Below are 17,791 nucleotides of genomic sequence, written 5' to 3' on the forward strand. Positions count from 1 at the left end.
AAATACGCTTAGGTCAATCTTTTTTGCAAGTTACGCCACCTGGCCACCCGCGCCGCGCACGGCTTCGTCTATTTTCTGGATAATCTTGTCTGGGCTAAACATCATGCTGGCCGGAAAGCTTACCTGTACGTTGTTGATCTGCAGCGTTTGGGAAGTTTCTTCATAGGCATAGTCTGCGGTTACGCCTTGCTTGGAAACACGGCCGTTATTGCCTGCCAGTTCAATGCCGGCAGCGCTCAATTTGCCTCTAAGGTTGTTGTACAGTTCTGGGGTAATGCCTTTGTAAGTAGCACTATTTGCCATAGGGGTAGTATTAAGATTGTGGATAGAATAGTCTAACGCAGCCGGTAACGCAAAGTTAACTTCTGCTCTAAAGCTTAAAGATATATGTTTTCCGGCGGTTTCACGTAAAAGAAGCGGGCAGACTTTGATCCTTCTTTCTGAACCTTTCCCGCCCAATTGAGGTAAAGCTGAACTCGAAATCAAACCACACAAATGAAAAGGAGGATTTTTCTGGCATTGTTAGGGGCGCTTTTCCTGTACGGAGTGGTGCGCTTGTTCTTTGCCGATCAGCCTTCCGGAAAAAGGAGTAACTCAGCAACCTACTTCGGCGATGCCGGTCTTAAAAAATACCCCCAGGACAGTGTGATGGTGAGCGCCGGAGACCACTACCAGCTTAGCAAAGTAGGGGAGTTTTTCCTGGGCCGCCATTACCGGGCGGTGTGGGCCGAGCCCGTAAAAGCCAAGGTGTTTCACATGAATGAGGCAAAGGGCGGGCTCTCCATTGAGAAAATTGGCGGCGGTATGCAAACCACCAGCCTTACTCTTATAGACTCCCTGGGCAGGCGGTTTGCGTTGCGCTCTTTAGACAAAGATCCCGTAAACGTGCTTTCTCCCTTCTGGCGCAAGACCTTTGTGGGTTCCTTTGTGCGGGACCAGGTATCGGCCACCAATCCGTATGCCGCGATGGTAGTAGCGCCACTGGCGGAGGCCGCCGGAGTTTTTCATCCTACCCCGCAGCTGGTGTATGTGCTTCCCTCAGACCAGAGCTTCAAACAGTACGCCAACCTGTTCGGGAATAAGCTTTTCATGATGGAGGAGAAGTTCACCTCCCGGGCCTCACTGCCAAAAGAATTTGGGGAGGCCGCGGATCTGGTAAGTACAGAGGAGATGCTAAGGCGCCGTTACAAGTCTAGCCAGCACCGCATAGACCAATGGGCGTTTGCCCGGGCCCGTCTCCTGGACCTGCTGCTCAGCGATTGGGACCGTCACGAAGGCCAATGGGACTGGGCCGTGTATGCCCAGGACCAAGAGGTCTGGTACAAACCAATCCCTAAAGACCGTGACCAGGCCCTTTGCCTGTATGACGATGGACTTGTACCGTGGCTCGCCACCAGAAAGTTTGCGATGCGCAAGTTTGAGTCTTTCCACCCGAAGTTCAAGGATGTGTTTGGGCTCACCATTAACGCGGCTTTCCTGGACGCCCGCGCTCTTTCCGAAGTTTCTTTGGTGGATTTTAGAAGACTGGCCCGGGAGATGCAAGTGAACCTATCTGATTCTGTCCTGCGCCTGGCTGTGAAACGTATGCCGTTGCCCGTGTACAAATTGGTGGGAGAAGACACCTATAAAAAACTGAGGAGCCGCCGTCAACTGTTGGTGCAGACCTCCGAGGAATACTATAAGATTCTGGCCAAAGAGGTTTCAGTGGTAGGAGCCGATGAGCCCGAGCGTTTTGTGGTGCAGCGCCTCTCCCAGGGAAGAACCGTTGTAGAGGTGTACAAGTTGGGCAAAGGGAACATCAACGGCGAAAAGATCTACAGCCGCACTTTCTTTGCGAGCGAGACCGAGCAAATCAACCTGTATGGCCTGAATGGAGACGATATTTTTGATATCAAGGGTGCCGCTGCCAAAGGAAGCTATGTGCATGTGTTCGGAGGTCCCGGGGCAGATCAGGTAATCGACAAGTCTAGCGTGGAAGGCTGGCGCAAAAAGACGGTGGTCATGGATGACACCCGTGGCGTGCAGTTGCAGGAAGGACCCATTACGGATGCCAAGCTATCAGAATCATTAAAGGAGGTGCCTTCCTTTGTGCGGGTCCGTATCCGGCCCTAAAGGGCTTTCCGTTTATTGCCTGTTTTCGCTAAAAGAGACGGAAAACGTGAAAGCGTACGCTATTCTGTACTTTGTAGCACTTTCACTAAATCCTGGGCCCGCAGCATTCCCCTGATCGTATGTCCTTTAATGATCATAGTGGGGACGGCGGTAATCTTCTTTTCCTCAAACGCGTGTTTAAGCGCCACTTCGTGCACCGCCTTGTACCTGCGCGAAATCAAGGCTTCTCTGAAAGCTTCTCTGTCCAGACCTATCTCTGCTGCCAACTGCGTTAATACTTCTATGTCGCCAATGTCCTGGCTTTCCTGAAAGAAGGCCGTAAACATGCGGTGGGTGTAGGCATTTCCTTTGCCGTGCTCTTTCGCGAACTGAAAGCCTTCAAACGCCAGGTGCGAGTACGGCTGCGGAGAGACGCTGGGGAGCTGGATTTTCACCCCCAGTTCCTCGGCCATAGGATACACAGAGTTCTTCCAGGTAGTTTGCAGGTAGTTGTCTTCGGGCCGTAAGGTAGGAGTGGGTTCGGACCGAAGCTCAAAGGGCATCCACTCCACCTCTATTTCCTTGCCCAACATCCGTTGCGCTTTTACCACTTCCTCTTCGGCCAGAAAACAGAAAGGGCAGACATAATCTGAATAGATGGTGATTGCTGGCATAAGACGAATGGTTTTACCTACTTCTACTACGGTTATATGTTGAAAGATGCCATAAGCGCTGGGGGTGTTCACTACGAAAGTTTACCAACTAAGTACACACTAAAGTTACGCCCTGGAGTGTTTAAGAAAGGAATTCCAAAAGAAGCGAGAAGGTTTTCTGCGGTCTGGTATAAAGTGGGTTTCTATACCTGAGAAATTGAATATTGGAAAGAATAGAAGAAAAGAGTGTAATTAAAAGGCCAGTTTTACTAAAGGTTTGTCTCTTATCTATTTATCCATAATTTCGCCAAAACCAAAAATTTTCACGTATCCCATACATGAGATTTTTACGCCAGGGCAGATACGTTAGAGGATCAATGCAAAATTGATAAACAGAGATGAATATTTGCTTATGCGAATGTATGATTATGTGTATTGCTTAAGTTTTTATAATTTGCCTTGAATTAGGCAAGTACTATCAATTTTTATGGATAAATACTCATATATAGCCAACGCGCACGGTGCGTACATTGATGAGCTGTACAAGCAGTATCAACAAGATCCGGGTTCCGTGGATTTTGGTTGGCAGAAGTTTTTTGAAGGATTTGACTTTTCTCAAACCTACCCTAACGGAAACGGTCAGGCAACCACTGCGGCGGCTCCTGCGGCGGCTCCTGCTGCTGCGCCTGCTACTGGTGCAACTGCTTCTGCCGGTGAGATAGAGAAGGAAATCCAGGTGCGTAATTTGATTTACGCCTACCGTTCGCGTGGTCACCTGCGCTCTAACACGAACCCAGTTCGTCCGCGCAAAGACCGCAAGGCCTTGTTGGACCTGAAAGACTTTGGTCTGTCTGAGGCTGATTTGGACACTAAATTCCAGAGCGGTTCTGAGCTGGGCTTAGGCGCGGCCACGTTGCGTGATATTCTGGCTACCCTGAAGAAAGTATATGAAGGAACCATCGGGTTTGAATTCATGTACATCCGGGACCCAGAGGTTTTGACCTGGTTTAAGGAAAAGGCCGAGAAAGAGTCGGTGAACTTTAACCCTTCAGTAGATTATAAAAAACGCATCCTGTCTAAGTTGAATGAGGCAGTGGTGTTTGAGAACTTCCTGCATACCAAATTCTTAGGTCAGAAGCGTTTCTCTCTGGAAGGTGGCGAAACCACTATTCCGGCGTTAGATGCCATTATTGACAAAGGCTCTGAACTGGGCGTAGAGGAAGTGGTGATAGGCATGGCGCACCGCGGCCGTTTGAACGTGCTGGCCAACATCATGGGCAAAACCTACGAGCAAATCTTTTCTGAATTTGAGGGAACTGCCGTTCCGGATTTGACTATGGGTGATGGTGACGTGAAATACCACATGGGATTCTCCAGTGAGGTAAACACCCCGTCAGGCGGAAAAGTGAACCTGAAACTGGCGCCCAACCCTTCGCACTTAGAAGCGGTAAACCCAGTGGTAGAAGGCTTTGTGCGCGCCAAACTGGACTCCATGTATGGTCGTGACACCAACAAGATTCTTCCAATCCTAATTCACGGGGATGCAGCCGTAGCTGGACAAGGCATCGGTTACGAGGTGACCCAGATGGCGAACCTGGAAGGCTACAGCACCGGCGGTACCATCCACTTCGTTATTAACAACCAGGTTGGTTTTACCACCGACTTTGAAGACGCTCGTTCCTCTATCTACAGCACTGATTTAGCGAAAATCATTGACGCTCCGGTACTACACGTAAACGGCGATGACCCGGAAGCAGTGGTGTTCGCCGTGCGTTTAGCGACGGAATACCGTCAGCGTTTCCACAACGATATTTTCATTGACATGGTGTGTTACCGCCGCCATGGCCACAACGAGGCAGATGAGCCTAAATTCACGCAGCCACAGTTGTACAATCTCATCTCCAAGCATGACAACCCACGGGAAGTCTATAATAAGGAATTGATTAGACGCGGTGAGCTGGACGCGAAGGTAGCCGAGGAGATGGACAAAGAGTTCCGTCAGATGCTGCAAGACCGTCTGGATATGGTGAAGCAAAAGCCATTGCCATACAACTACCAGGTTCTGGAGAAAGAATGGCAAGAGCTTCGTCGTTCTAAGCCCGAAGACTTCAACCAGTCACCAGAAACCGGTATCTCTGCCGAGGCGATTGAGAAAGTGGGGAAAGCGTTGACCACGCTGCCAGAAAACTTCAAGCCGCTGAAGCAGATTGAGAAACTGACCAAAGAGCGTCAGGATATGTTCTTCAATAACCGTGCACTGAACTGGGCCTCGGCTGAATTGCTGGCCTACGGCTCAATCCTGTTAGAAAACAAGATTGTGCGCATGAGCGGCCAGGACGTGCAGCGGGGGACTTTCTCGCACCGCCACGCCGTTTTGCATGATGCCAACACCAGCGCTGCTTATACCAACCTGAACCACATTCAGGAAGGTCAGCAGAAGCTGCAGATTTACAATTCCCTGCTGTCTGAGTACGGTGTGTTAGGCTTTGAGTTCGGCTATGCGATGGCGAACCCGAATGCCTTAGTGCTTTGGGAAGCGCAGTTCGGTGACTTTGCCAACGGCTCGCAGGTGATGATTGACCAGTTCATCTCGTCCACAGAGTCTAAGTGGCAGCGCATGAACGGTGTGGTAATGTTGTTGCCGCACGGTTACGAAGGCCAGGGACCGGAGCACTCCAATGCTCGTCCTGAACGCTTCCTGCAGTTGGCCGCCGAGTACAATATGTACGTGACCCAGTGTACCACCCCTGCCAACTTCTTCCACATGCTGCGCCGCCAGTTGGCTACGCCATTCCGGAAGCCGTGTATTCACATGTCGCCTAAGTCTATGCTGCGTCACCAGAATGTGATGTCGCCGCTGGAAGACTTCATGCAGGGTTCTTTCCAGGAAGTAATTGGAGATACCTACGCCGAGGCAAACGCTGTCACCAAAGTGTTGCTGTGTACCGGTAAAGTGTACTATGACCTGTTGGAGGAACAGCAGAAAACCAACCGCAAAGACGTGGCCATCATCCGTCTGGAGCAGCTGCATCCGTTCCCGCAAGTACAGCTAGACCGTGAGTTGAGCAAGTACCCGAACGCACAGATTTTCTGGGTACAGGAAGAGCCGTACAACATGGGTGCCTGGACCTACATCCTGAGCGTAATGCGCAAAGGCATTGATGACGTGGTTTCCCGTAAACCAAGCTCATCACCGGCCACTGGTTACAACAAAATCCACCAGAAAGAGCAGCGCGCGGTGGTAGAGAAAGCATTCAGTATCTAAGTAAAAGGTATGTCCGTTTAAAGCCTGTTTCAGAAAAGCAGGCTCTAAACGGACTTTTAACAACATAACTTAATCTAAAAAGAGATTATGGCATTAGACGTAAAAGTGCCGGTAGTAGGCGAATCCATCACGGAGGTAACCATTGCCAAGTGGCTTAAACAAGATGGCGACCAAGTGGCCATGGACGAGGTGATCTGTGAACTGGAATCAGACAAAGCCACCTTTGAGTTACCCGCCGAAGCTGCCGGTATTCTAAGAATTGTGGCCCAGGAAGGCGATACCATTGCCATTGGAGAGGTAATCTGCTCCATTGATGGCGCCGGACAAGGTGCTTCTACGCCTCAGCCTACCACTGTTTCTACTGAGCACAGCCTTACTGAGTCTAAATCAGTAACAGACCCGCAGAGCACCGTGGCCGCTGAGAACACGCCAAGCCAAGGCGTTCCCAACCAACCGCAAGGTGGTGGAGCCGGCACTGGTCAGACGTTAGAGGTGAAAATCCCAACCGTAGGCGAATCTATCTCTGAGGTGACTATCTCCAAGTGGCTCAAAGCCGATGGCGACCAAGTTTCTATGGACGAAGTTCTTTGCGAACTGGAGTCTGATAAGGCTACGTTTGAACTGCCAGCCGAAGCGGCGGGTGTTTTGAGAATTGTAGCCCAGGAAGGTGATACCGTAGAAATTGGTGCTACCATCTGCCGCATTGAAGTAGGTGCTGGTTCAGGTGTTTCTACCGCTCCTGCTCCTCAACTAAATGCTCCGGCCGCACAACCAGCCCAGGCTGCTGCTGCTTCAAGCGGTGCTACTACCTACGCCAGCGGAACACCTTCGCCAGCCGCCGGTAAAATCCTTTCTGAGAGAGGCATTAATGCTGGTGACGTAAACGGTACTGGCCGTGACGGACGTATTACCAAAGAAGACGCCCAAAACGCCCAGGCTCGTCCGGCTGCTCCGGCGCCGCAACCTGCCGCTGCTTCTGCTGCACCAGCTGCCAAAGAAGCTGCTGCTCCGGCTCCGGCTGCTCCAGGTTCCCGCAACAGCCGTCGCGAGAAAATGACCAGCTTGCGTAAAACCGTAGCGCGTCGTTTGGTGGCGGTGAAAAATGAAACGGCCATGTTGACCACCTTCAATGAGGTTGACATGAAACCAATCATGGACATTAGAGCCAAATACAAAGACAAGTTCAAAGAGAAGCACGAAGTAGGCTTAGGCTTCATGTCGTTCTTCGTGAAGGCGTGTACGGTTGCCCTGCAAGAGTGGCCAGCCGTAAACGCCCAGATTGACGGCGCTGAGATTGTGTACAACGATTTCTGCGACGTATCCATCGCGGTGTCTGCGCCTAAAGGCCTGGTAGTTCCGGTTATCCGCAACGCCGAAGGCCTGAGCTTAGACGGTATTGAGAAAGAAGTGGTTCGTCTGGCCAAGCGTGCCCGCGAAAACAAACTGGGTATTGACGAGATGACCGGCGGTACCTTCACCATCACCAACGGTGGCGTATTCGGTTCTATGATGTCCACGCCTATCATCAATGCGCCGCAATCAGCAATACTGGGTATGCACAACATCGTGAACCGCCCAGTAGCCATCAACAACCAAGTGGAAATCCGTCCGATGATGTACCTGGCCCTGTCTTATGACCACCGCATCATTGACGGTCGTGAGTCAGTGAGCTTCCTGGTACGCGTGAAGGAGTTGCTGGAAGATCCAATGAGATTGCTTCTAGGAGTCTAAACGTACGCTTTACGCGTGATTTCGTAAAAATGAGTTAAAAACGAAAGGCTCCGTGCTGCTGGACAAGAGCGGGTACGGAGCCTTTCTTCACATAAATAGAAAGAACATGAAATACGATGTAACGGTAATCGGTTCCGGTCCTGGGGGCTACGTGGCAGCAATCCGCTGTGCGCAGTTAGGTCTGAAAACCGCCATTATTGAGAAATATTCAGTGTTGGGTGGTACTTGCCTAAACGTAGGCTGTATTCCGTCTAAAGCGTTGTTAGATTCATCTGAGCACTTCCACAATGCCGCGCACACCTTCAAGACGCACGGTATTGAAATTGAGAACCTGCGGGTGAACCTGGAGCAGATGATTGCCCGCAAAAGCGACGTCATCAAGTCTAACAACGACGGGATTGCGTACCTCATGAAAAAGAACAAAGTGGACGTGTACAACGGCCTTGGCTCTTTCGTGAACAAGAACACCATCAGAATCACCGGACAGGACGGTGCCGAGCAGCAGATTGAAACTGATAAGGCCATCATCGCGACCGGCTCTAAGCCGATCAACTTGCCGTTTCTACCTGTAGACAAAAACCGGATCATCACGTCTACCGAGGCCTTGACGTTGAAAGAAGTACCGAAGCACATGATCGTGATTGGCGGCGGTGTAATTGGTCTGGAATTAGGTTCTGTGTATGCCCGTTTGGGCGCGAAAGTGTCGGTAGTGGAATACACCGATGCTATCATCCCCACCATGGACCGTTCCCTTGGGAAAGAATTACAGCGCGTATTGAAAAAGACACTCGGCTTTGAGTTCTTCTTCGGGCACAAAGTAACCGGTGCCGAAGTGCAAGGCGAAGGCGTAGTAGTAACGGCTGAGTCTCCCAAAGGCCAAACCGTAACGTTTGAAGGTGACTATTGCTTGGTGTCCGTTGGCCGTAAACCGTACACCGAAGGCTTAGGCTTAGAGAACGCGGGTGTACAGTTGGGCGAGCGCGGCATGATTGCCGTAGACGATCACCTGCAAACCAACGTACCCGGCATCTACGCCATCGGGGACGTGATCAGAGGCGCCATGCTGGCGCACAAAGCCGAGGAAGAAGGTGTGTTGGTAGCCGAAATCATGGCGGGCCAGAAACCACACATCAACTATAACCTGATCCCAGGGGTGGTGTACACCTGGCCGGAAGTGGCCGGGGTTGGCTTCACCGAGGAACAATTGAAAGAGAAAGGAACTGCCTACAAAACCGGTTCTTTCCCGTTCAAAGCATCAGGCCGCGCCAAAGCGTCTATGGATACCGATGGTTTCGTGAAAGTACTAGCCGATGCGCAGACCGATGAAATCCTGGGCGTGCACATGATCGGACCCCGCATCGCGGATTTGATTGCGGAGGCTGTCGTTGCGATGGAATTCCGGGCTTCCGCCGAGGACATTGCTCGTATGAGCCATGCGCACCCAACCTATACTGAGGCTATGAAAGAAGCTTGTCTAGCAGCAACTGAGAACAGAGCCATTCATATCTAAGGTTTATTTACCTAAACAGCGAGGCCTCTTCTATCTTAGGAGAGGCCTCGCTGTTTTAAAGCGTTTATGGCCTGTTTTCTTAAAAGCAGGCCGTAAACGCTTCTTTTTTTAAAGAGGGATACCAAGGCGTAACCAAAGGAGAATTCATCAATGCTGAGTTTGAGGTGCTGAAGGAAATCTGTATATCAGAAATATTGCTATAAAGTGTAGGGGACATTTGTTAGTTCTCCCTGATTCCTTACTTTTCTACTATCTAAGAAAATGCCGTCTGCATGAAACACCGTTTACTCAAAGCTCTTCTCCTTTTCTTTTGTTTTTTGCCCCTTTTAGCTAAAGCACAGCTAAAAGGGAACATCCTATCTTTTGGCGGAAAATACGGGGATGGCATCTCCAAAGTCCTGCACGATAAAGAGGACAATAGGTATGTATTGGGTTCAATTGGAACGCCCGGTTCGTTAAGTTTGAACGAATACCAAGGCGAAGAGGTAGATTTCGGCGATTTTAAAAAGAGAATATTTAATGGCTTTATAGCAAAATTCAGCAAAGACAATAAGCTCTTATGGGTGAGGGAATGTCCAAAAGACCTGGGAGGTTCTTATTACGACTTTGCTATTGACGCTAGCGGGGCCGTATTTGTGACCGGTTCTGTGCACTATGTGCATTTTGTGCTGGAAAAGCTTGACACCAACGGAAATCTACTCTGGGAAAAGAAATACCGATCCCAAACTATTTTCAGGGATTTTATTGGGCAAAGTGTGGCCACCGACAGTAAAGGAAACGCCTATGTAGTTGGTTCTTTTGACGGTACCGGCATGGACCAGTTAACGTTTGATTTTGTTGGAACCGGCGAAGACTACTACACAGACTTTCTAGCCAAGTTTAAGCCAGATGGAACGGTGGCATGGGTAAAGACATCTTTGAAGACTAATATGTCATATGACCGGGTGCTCGTAGATAGCCAAGATAATGTTATCACCGCTGGAGGGTTTAAAGATACCATCACAATAGGTGAAAATACTTTTATAAACAAAACTCCCGCGGATAGCTACGGGTCTGTGTACAATAAGCTATTGGTGAAAAGGAGCCCCGAAGGAGAGGTACTTTGGGCTAAAAGTTATCCCATCAGAACGCACGGATATGTAACATTGGCAGATGATAATTCTTTTTATCTTTTTACAAATAATAGTGCATCAGACAATAAAGAAGTGACTCTTGATGGTGTCACCTATAACAATTCACTAGGTAGTGTTTTACTGAAATTAGATGCCAGTGGAACAGCCGAGTGGGCAATCCCATTCTGGTTGCCTCGCTATCCTGTTTCCTTGTTACCAGTAAAAGATGGACTCTATTTTGCAGGAAATTTATTCTCAGAGCTTGTCTTTAAGGACAGAGTCGTCAAAGGGAAATCATCTGGGGATTCCGATATTTTTTTAATGCATTTAACTTCTTCGGGAGAAGTTTTAGGAGTAATTACTTTTGGAGGGCAAAATACTGAAGGAAGTCCGAAGCTTTCTTACATGCCTAAAAGCAAAGCTTTAGGGTTAGCGGGGATTTTCTACAACCAACTTCCTATCAATGACAAATTCCTGCAGAGTAAAGGCGATGCCGATATTTTCATAGGTGAACTGATAGATACCTTAAGTGGGGAGCAGACGGCCAGAATAAGTGGCAGGCTGTATAAAGACCAGAATGCTAACTGCGTATTTGATGCTACTGATAAAGGCCTGGCCAATACCCTGATCAAGATTGAACCGGGGGCTTTCTACAGTATGTCAGATAGCGCAGGGAATTACTCATTTAGAGTGCCTTTGGGAACAACCACTATCACACCTGTGCTTTCCCCTGCTTCCAAGTCGCAGGTTGTAAAATCTTGTTTGGAAACCGCTGAGGTGCTAACGGACAGCCTGAAACGCGACATCAAGAATGTGAACTTCGGGTACAATATTAAAGAGTGTGCAGTCCTTTCAGTTGATATAGCCGCTGACCGCCGCCGGCGCTGCTTCAGAAGTAGCACCACCGTTACCTACACCAATGAAGGCTCCGCAGCGGCGCACAACGTCAAAATCAAGGTCATCTATCCGCAATATGTAGTGCCCATCAGCAGCAGTTTGCCTTGGATAGCCAGACAAGATTCTGCCATGATTTTTGATATTGGCACTTTAAAGGCAGGTGAGCGCAAAAGCTTTACCATTGCAGATTCCACCATTTGCGGAAACGAATCCATAAGAGGGTTGAGCCAATGTGTGAAAGCTTTTATCACTCCTCAAAACTCCTGTACTCCCCAAAGCGAAGAATGGAACCAAGCCAGTGTGCCCTGGCTGCTAATTTCACAAATCAGCAACAGACGGCAGAATTCACCATAGCTAATGAAGGAGTTGGTGATATGACGGATAGCACGAAGTATAGGGTGTACGCCAATGCTTCTCTGGTGAAGGAGGGGAAAGTCAAACTGCAGAAGGGGGCATCTACTACCTTGGAAATGCCTTCCCAAGTGGTCACCTACCGGTTAGAGGCAGACCAGGTGCCGCACCATCCCGGCCAAAGCCGACCCACCGTAAGCTTGCAACCAACAAGCATCCCTACAAATCTTCCATCCATGGCCATGCCAATGCCTATTGATGATTTCTACCAGGATGACGCCGATGCGGAGGTGGATATTTATTGTCTGGAGATTGTAGATAGCTTTGACCCTAATGACAAACAAGTAAGCCCTAGAGGAATTTCTTCTAGGCATTACATCAAAGCCGAGGATGAGTTAGAGTATTTGATTCGTTTTCAGAATACAGGCACAGATGTGGCGTACAATGTGGTGGTAAAAGATACCATTAGTGAGCATCTGGATATCGCATCGTTGCGGGTGGGGTCAGGCTCGCATCCTTTCACTTACACGGTCACTGGGAGAGGCAAGCCGGTGATTACGTTTACCTTCAAGAACATCAACCTGCCAGACCATAAAACCAATGAACCGGGCAGCCATGGGTTTGTGAAGTTCTCCATCGCGCAGAATCCAGACAACCCAAAAGGAACCGTGATCAAAAACACCGCCCATAATTACTTTGACTACAACAGTCCTATTGCCACAAATGAAGTCACCAATATTATTGGGGATACGGTGCTTGTCTCGCCCGTAGCAGTTGCAGTCACTGATTGTGGTGTAGAAGAACCTACCGTTGCGCAGGCCGGAAGCACCATTAGTTTATGTGAAACCAGTAGTGCGGTCCTGAACGGAAACCAGCCTATCAAAGGAACTGGCAGATGGAAAGTCGTGAGTGGGCAGGCCTTTATTGTGGACTCAGAGAACCCTGGTTCTGCTGTTCAGGCCCTTGGGTACGGTGAAACGGTGCTGGAGTGGACGGTTTCTTTATGTAAGAAGACCTCCACCAGCCAAGTAAAGATCTTCAGATACCAAGTGCCAACTGCTCCATTTATTGCTGAGGTGCCGCTGCAGTGTGAGGGAGATGCGTTAAGGCCATTGGTAGCCACGGGTACCAACATCACCTGGTATTCAGATGCGGTCAAGAAACACAAGCTTTCTACAGGAAATGAATTCACCCCGTCTGTAACCAGCAGTACCACCTTCTTCGCTACGCAAAATATCAACGGGTGCGAAGGACCTGCAAAGGCCGTGGAAGTAAAGATTCAGCCTAAAAAGATTGAGATTGTGGCAAAGGGTGATACGCTAGTGGCTCCGCCGGCAGACAGTTACCAGTGGTACTTCAACGATGAACCCATGCCACATGCAAAAGGGCAGAAACTGATCGTGAAGAACTCAGGCCTCTACAAAGCAAAAGTGGTAACCAATGGCTGTGAATCCATCAGCGAGAATCTGGAGCATACCATCCATTTGCCCGCAGCAGAACTCAAGGTGCAGCCCAATCCGGTTTCGGAAGCGCTCTCTTTGACTTATGCCTCCAACGCTACTGGGCAAGTTCAGTTGATCGTTAGAAGTCATTTGGGAATACAGGTGATGCATTTTTCCGCTGAGAAAAGCCTGACCGTACTGGAGAAAAACCTCATTGTAAGCAGTCTTGTGCCGGGGATGTATGTCTTGGAAGTAAGGTTAGGGAGAGAAGTACAGCGGTATAAGTTTATCAAACTCTGATGCTCGCCTAAACTGGGTAGAAGGTGTATAAAAAGAAAGGGCTCTCCAGATGTAGGAGAGCCCTTCTTATTTGAATTATGTTTTGCGCCTGTTTTTAGTAAACAGGCCTTAAAACGGTTTTAGAAGTTCCAGCCAACCGTAGCAATGAAGTTGGTGTTAGAGATTTTGCTGTTTACAGTGGGCACCGGTAAGTTGTAGAACTCTGAATTCTGATCACCTGCCTCCAGGTTGGTGTAAGGCGAGTACACGCTGTTGTATTTGCTGAATACCAGGGCACCGTCAATGAAGAAGTTGTTCTGCCTGATCCCGAAACCACCGGTATAGTAAGACCGGGCCTGATCTACGTCGCTGTCTTTGAACGGATCTCCGTAGAGCGCATATCCCGCTCTCACCCGGAAGATGTTGAACCGAGCCTCTGCACCTAGACGGTAGTTCAGGGCTTTGTTATACACATTCTTGATGGTCTGGTTCTCGTTCTGGAAAGAATCGTCGGAGTCAAGGCGAGAGTTGCTGTAGTCCACGTACTCCACATCGGCGGTAATGAACCCGTTCTTCCCTATAAAAAACGCTGCCCCACCACTGGCTTTGAAAGGCGTGGTCAGGCTATACTCGTACTCACCCGGATCTGTGGAGAAGTACTGGTTAAGGGAAGCACCGGTTTCCGGCGCCTGGTTGAAGTTCACCGTGAGGTTGGTGTTATACCGGTCGGTTAACGTGTACCAGGTGGGCGTCTGCACCGAGAAGCCCAACCGCAGAGCGTCGCTCGGACGGTAGATGGCACCCACGCGCAGGCTCAAACCAGACCCTTCGGTGGTTAAATCATCCCGCAGGCTCAGGTCGGTGATGTCAGAGGCGGGGCCTTCCTCAGAGTACGTTCTGGTTTGCTTGAAGCGCAAGGTAGTCAGGCCCAAAGATGCTCCTACAAAGAATTTGTCTCTGAAACTGGCACCGTAGGCAAAGTCCCACTGGTTCTGCGAGCCGGTAGTCTGGATGGTCTCTTGAAACGCGTTTGTCGCTGCCATATTAGGGAAATAGAACCCTTGGTCGTCTTCGTTGATCAGGTACGTTTCAAAGGCCAGTTCCTGCAGGGAGTTGGTGTTCAACCCAAAGGCATTGGCCCGTTGCGCGGCGTATTCCCCAAATTTTAGGTTATCCTCAGGGGCAGTAGCCCGATAGAAGCTGCGCTGGTTGAAGTTGTTCTGTCTGGTGAAGCCAATCCCGAAAGAGCTGGAACGCCAGTCACCTTCCTCGTCATCGGCTTTGCGGGTAGAGAACACGGCAGAGAAACCCGGGATGTTGAGGTTGTTGCGGCTATTGGTAGCCTGTGAACCATATACGGTGCTGTTGACCTCATTCACGTTCACACCGGCAGACACCGTGATCTCAGAGCGTCTGAAAAGACCCAAGCCAGCTGGGTTAGTGGAAAAAGAACCGGCGTCGCCGCCAAGGGCTACGTTGGCACCGCCAAGACCCATGGAGCGGGCAGTACCGCCAAATTCAGTACGGGAATAACGAAGAGCATCTACCTCATTCTGGGCAAAGCTCTTCCCGGCACTGCCTAACAAAGCCAGGCAGGCCAAAAGAAAGCTATATTGTTTCATGTAGTTAAAGGGAAGGGGGGATTAATTTCTGCCTCTGCGACCACCGCCGCCACCTGAGCTGCTTCCACCACCGCTAGAAGAACCAGAGGAAGAACGGGAAGGCTCATAAGATGGGCTAGGCTCGTAAGAGCGGGTACGGGTTTCTGTTTGTCTTGGGGCCGGAGCAGGCGTGTACTCGGTCCGCTGGCGTCTGGTAGGCTGTGTACCTTCAGAACTTCCGGAGCTGGTACGCACTCTTCTTTCCTGAGACGGAAGGCCTATTTCCTGAGACTGGGTGCCGGCTGGCATCTGTCTGCGGCGCGGCTGTACGGTACCGTCTGCGTTGGTTACGTTACCACGAGACGAAGACCGGTTTCTGTAGCCTGGTTCCAGGGCAGTCGCGTTGCTGGATCTGTTGGTGCCTGGTGCGGCAATGCTGCCACGGCCGTCACGGGAAATGTTAGGATTACGACCCAGGTTGGAGCCTCTGTCATCTCTGCGTCCGTAAGCCACGCGGTTCGCAGTCACGCCTCTGCCACCGTAGTAGCTGTCATAGTACCCACCGCCATAGTACCCGCCACCGTATCTGTAAGGGTTGTAGCCATAGCCGTAACCAAGGCCATAACCCCAAGGGTTGTAGTAGCGGCCAAAGCCTAAGCCAATGCCAATGGAGATGCCACTGCTAGGGAAGAAAGGATCATACATCGCCATGCTTGCCATACTTGGTCCGTAGAATGGGTCGTAGAAAGGATCCATCCAAGGGTTCATCATCACGGCTCTGGAGTAGTAGCGGCCGGGATTATAGAACGGAGACTGGTAGGCGTAGTACGGATTCCCGAACGGCGCATCATAGTAAGAGTACTGGTAAGGCATGTTGTTGTTTCTGCGGTTCTGAGCATAGGACCCTGGGTCGCTCACGCGCTCCGTGATGTCCCGGTCAGCGTCTTCCACCTCACCGGCGTCTGCATCGCTCATCGGTTGCTCCTGGGCCACAGGCTCAACATAGGTCACCTTGTCTGAAGAGGAAAAATACACGTCATCTGCCTCGCTGGTCTGCAGGTTAGAGGACGTGCTACATCCGGCCGCCAAGAAGCCCAGCAGCGGTAGTATGAGCAGTTTGTTGGTATAATATTTCATGGAAGTATAGTAGTTGGTAATGGATGCTAGATCAATTCACGAGCCCAAACAAGAGTATCCGGTTCGCCAACGTTTCTATTCGGATATATTAACGTATTTTTGAGCCGAAAAGGTATAGATTCGCCTAAGAAATAAAGCAAAATCTATGCCGCGTTATTTAGATATCGCTATATATTTCTTCTCTATCAAAGATACAAAAAATGAGCAAAGGGTTGCCTAAACGAAGTGAGGATTATTCTCTCTGGTATAATGAGTTAGTGAAACGGGCCGGGCTGGCCGAAAACTCGGCGGTGCGCGGGTGCATGGTCATCAAACCGTACGGATACGCCATCTGGGAAAAGATGCAGCGCGTCCTGGACGATATGTTCAAAGCTACTGGACACTCCAACGCGTACTTCCCCCTATTTGTGCCCAAAAGTTTGTTTGAGGCCGAAGAACAAAACGCCGAAGGTTTTGCCAAGGAATGCGCCGTAGTCACCCACTACCGCCTGCAAACTGACCCAGACAAACCCGGGAAACTGCGCGTTGACCCTAATGCCAAACTGGAGGAAGAACTCATTGTGCGCCCAACTTCTGAGGCCATTATCTGGAGCACCTACAAAGGTTGGATCCAAAGCTACCGCGACTTGCCCTTGCTCATCAACCAATGGGCCAACGTAGTGCGCTGGGAGATGCGGACGCGCCTGTTCCTGCGGACCGCTGAGTTCCTGTGGCAGGAAGGGCACACCGCCCACGCCACCGCACAAGAAGCCATTGCCGAGACTGAGCAAATGCTGCACGTCTACGCTGACTTCGCCGAGAACTTCCTGGCTCTGCCAGTGGTGCGCGGCAAGAAAACGCCTAATGAGCGCTTTGCCGGAGCTTTGGATACCTACTGTATTGAAGGCTTAATGCAAGACGGAAAGGCCCTCCAGGCCGGTACATCCCACTTTTTGGGTCAGAACTTCGCGCAAGCGTTTGACGTGAAATTTGCGACCAAAGAAGGCGGACTAGAGCACGTTTGGGGAACCTCTTGGGGCGTGAGTACTCGTCTGATGGGTGCCCTGGTCATGGCGCACTCCGATGACGAAGGTTTGGTATTACCTCCAAAATTGGCCCCAATCCAGGTGGTGATTGTACCTATCTATAAAGGCGAAGAGCAACTGGCACAGATTTCTGAGAAGGTTTTAGGCCTGAAAAAACAATTAGAGGCCAAAGCCATCTCCGTGAAATTTGACGACCGCGACACCGAGCGCCCTGGCTTCAAGTTTGCCGAGTGGGAGCTGAAAGGTGTGCCAGTACGCATCGCCATCGGTGGACGTGACCTGGAGAACGGTACTGCCGAAGTAGCCCGCCGCGATACCAAAGAGAAAAGCTCACAGCAGTTTGATGACCTGGTGAACCTGATTCCTGCTTTGCTAGACGAGATTCAGGCCAACATCTTCCAACGCGCCCTGGACTTTAGAGAAGCCAACACCACCAAAGTGGATTCTTACGACGAGTTCAAGCGCATTCTGGACGAGAAGCCTGGTTTTGTACTGGCCCACTGGGACGGCACCTCTGAGACTGAAGAACGCATCAAAGAAGAAACCAAAGCCACTATCCGCTGCATTGCCCTGGACACTCCAGCGGAAGAAGGCGTGGACATGGTGACTGGTAAACCTTCCAGCCGACGCGTGTACTTCGCCAGAGCGTACTAAGATTTGGTAATTGGAGGAAGAAAACTTTATTTAATAGAAAACA

11 protein-coding genes are annotated in these 17,791 nt (G+C 50.2%); 7 read left to right on the forward strand and 4 right to left on the reverse strand.

What is annotated here, in order from left to right; genetic code table 11:
* Positions 1-30: 30 nt before the first annotated feature.
* On the reverse strand, positions 31-303 hold the full coding sequence (locus FOA19_RS08635; RefSeq protein WP_149090328.1) for a hypothetical protein: 273 nt from the start codon (positions 301-303) through the stop codon (positions 31-33).
* A 192-nt stretch (positions 304-495) separates the two neighbouring features.
* Here FOA19_RS08635 and FOA19_RS08640 point away from each other — a divergent pair, with 192 nt between their 5' ends.
* Positions 496-2,112 carry a hypothetical protein gene (locus FOA19_RS08640; protein WP_149090329.1) on the forward strand — a complete coding sequence of 539 codons (1,617 nt, stop codon included), beginning with the start codon at positions 496-498 and terminating at the stop codon, positions 2,110-2,112.
* Between the two features lie 59 nt (positions 2,113-2,171).
* Here FOA19_RS08640 and FOA19_RS08645 read toward each other — a convergent pair whose 3' ends face one another.
* Complete coding sequence (locus FOA19_RS08645; RefSeq protein ID WP_149090330.1) at positions 2,172-2,765, reverse strand: DsbA family oxidoreductase; 594 nt, start codon at positions 2,763-2,765, stop codon at positions 2,172-2,174.
* A gap of 466 nt (positions 2,766-3,231) precedes the next feature.
* Here FOA19_RS08645 and FOA19_RS08650 point away from each other — a divergent pair, with 466 nt between their 5' ends.
* The 5 genes from FOA19_RS08650 to FOA19_RS08665 all read left to right on the forward strand — a co-directional run bounded on the left by FOA19_RS08650 (position 3,232) and on the right by FOA19_RS08665 (position 13,352).
* On the forward strand, positions 3,232-6,009 hold the full coding sequence (locus FOA19_RS08650; RefSeq protein WP_149090331.1) for a 2-oxoglutarate dehydrogenase E1 component: 2,778 nt from the start codon (positions 3,232-3,234) through the stop codon (positions 6,007-6,009).
* A gap of 87 nt (positions 6,010-6,096) precedes the next feature.
* Positions 6,097-7,740: a 2-oxoglutarate dehydrogenase complex dihydrolipoyllysine-residue succinyltransferase gene (odhB, locus tag FOA19_RS08655; RefSeq protein WP_149090332.1), complete on the forward strand. Its 1,644-nt coding sequence runs from the start codon at positions 6,097-6,099 to the stop codon at positions 7,738-7,740.
* A gap of 106 nt (positions 7,741-7,846) precedes the next feature.
* Complete coding sequence (gene lpdA, locus FOA19_RS08660) at positions 7,847-9,250, forward strand: dihydrolipoyl dehydrogenase (RefSeq protein ID WP_149090333.1); 1,404 nt, start codon at positions 7,847-7,849, stop codon at positions 9,248-9,250.
* A 272-nt stretch (positions 9,251-9,522) separates the two neighbouring features.
* Positions 9,523-11,613 carry a hypothetical protein gene (locus FOA19_RS23330; RefSeq protein ID WP_190300328.1) on the forward strand — a complete coding sequence of 697 codons (2,091 nt, stop codon included), beginning with the start codon at positions 9,523-9,525 and terminating at the stop codon, positions 11,611-11,613.
* Positions 11,614-11,633: 20 nt separating this feature from the next.
* A complete protein-coding gene (locus tag FOA19_RS08665) occupies positions 11,634-13,352 on the forward strand; it encodes a T9SS type A sorting domain-containing protein (RefSeq protein ID WP_223808788.1) in 1,719 nt (572 codons plus the stop codon).
* Positions 13,353-13,471: 119 nt separating this feature from the next.
* Here FOA19_RS08665 and FOA19_RS08670 read toward each other — a convergent pair whose 3' ends face one another.
* Together FOA19_RS08670 and FOA19_RS08675 are read right to left on the reverse strand one after the other, a co-directional pair.
* Entirely contained in the window at positions 13,472-14,953 is a 1,482-nt protein-coding gene (locus FOA19_RS08670; protein WP_149090335.1) for an OmpP1/FadL family transporter, read from the reverse strand.
* Positions 14,954-14,974: 21 nt separating this feature from the next.
* On the reverse strand, positions 14,975-16,069 hold the full coding sequence (locus FOA19_RS08675) for a hypothetical protein (protein WP_149090336.1): 1,095 nt from the start codon (positions 16,067-16,069) through the stop codon (positions 14,975-14,977).
* 200 nt (positions 16,070-16,269) lie between these two features.
* Here FOA19_RS08675 and proS point away from each other — a divergent pair, with 200 nt between their 5' ends.
* The gene (gene proS, locus FOA19_RS08680) at positions 16,270-17,748 is read left to right on the forward strand and encodes a proline--tRNA ligase (protein ID WP_149090337.1); all 1,479 of its coding nucleotides are present in this window, start codon (positions 16,270-16,272) and stop codon (positions 17,746-17,748) included.
* Positions 17,749-17,791 lie beyond the last annotated feature (43 nt).

It is taken from the genome of Rufibacter hautae (genome assembly GCF_008271695.1).
Taxonomy (GTDB): Bacteria; Bacteroidota; Bacteroidia; order Cytophagales; family Hymenobacteraceae; genus Nibribacter; species Nibribacter hautae.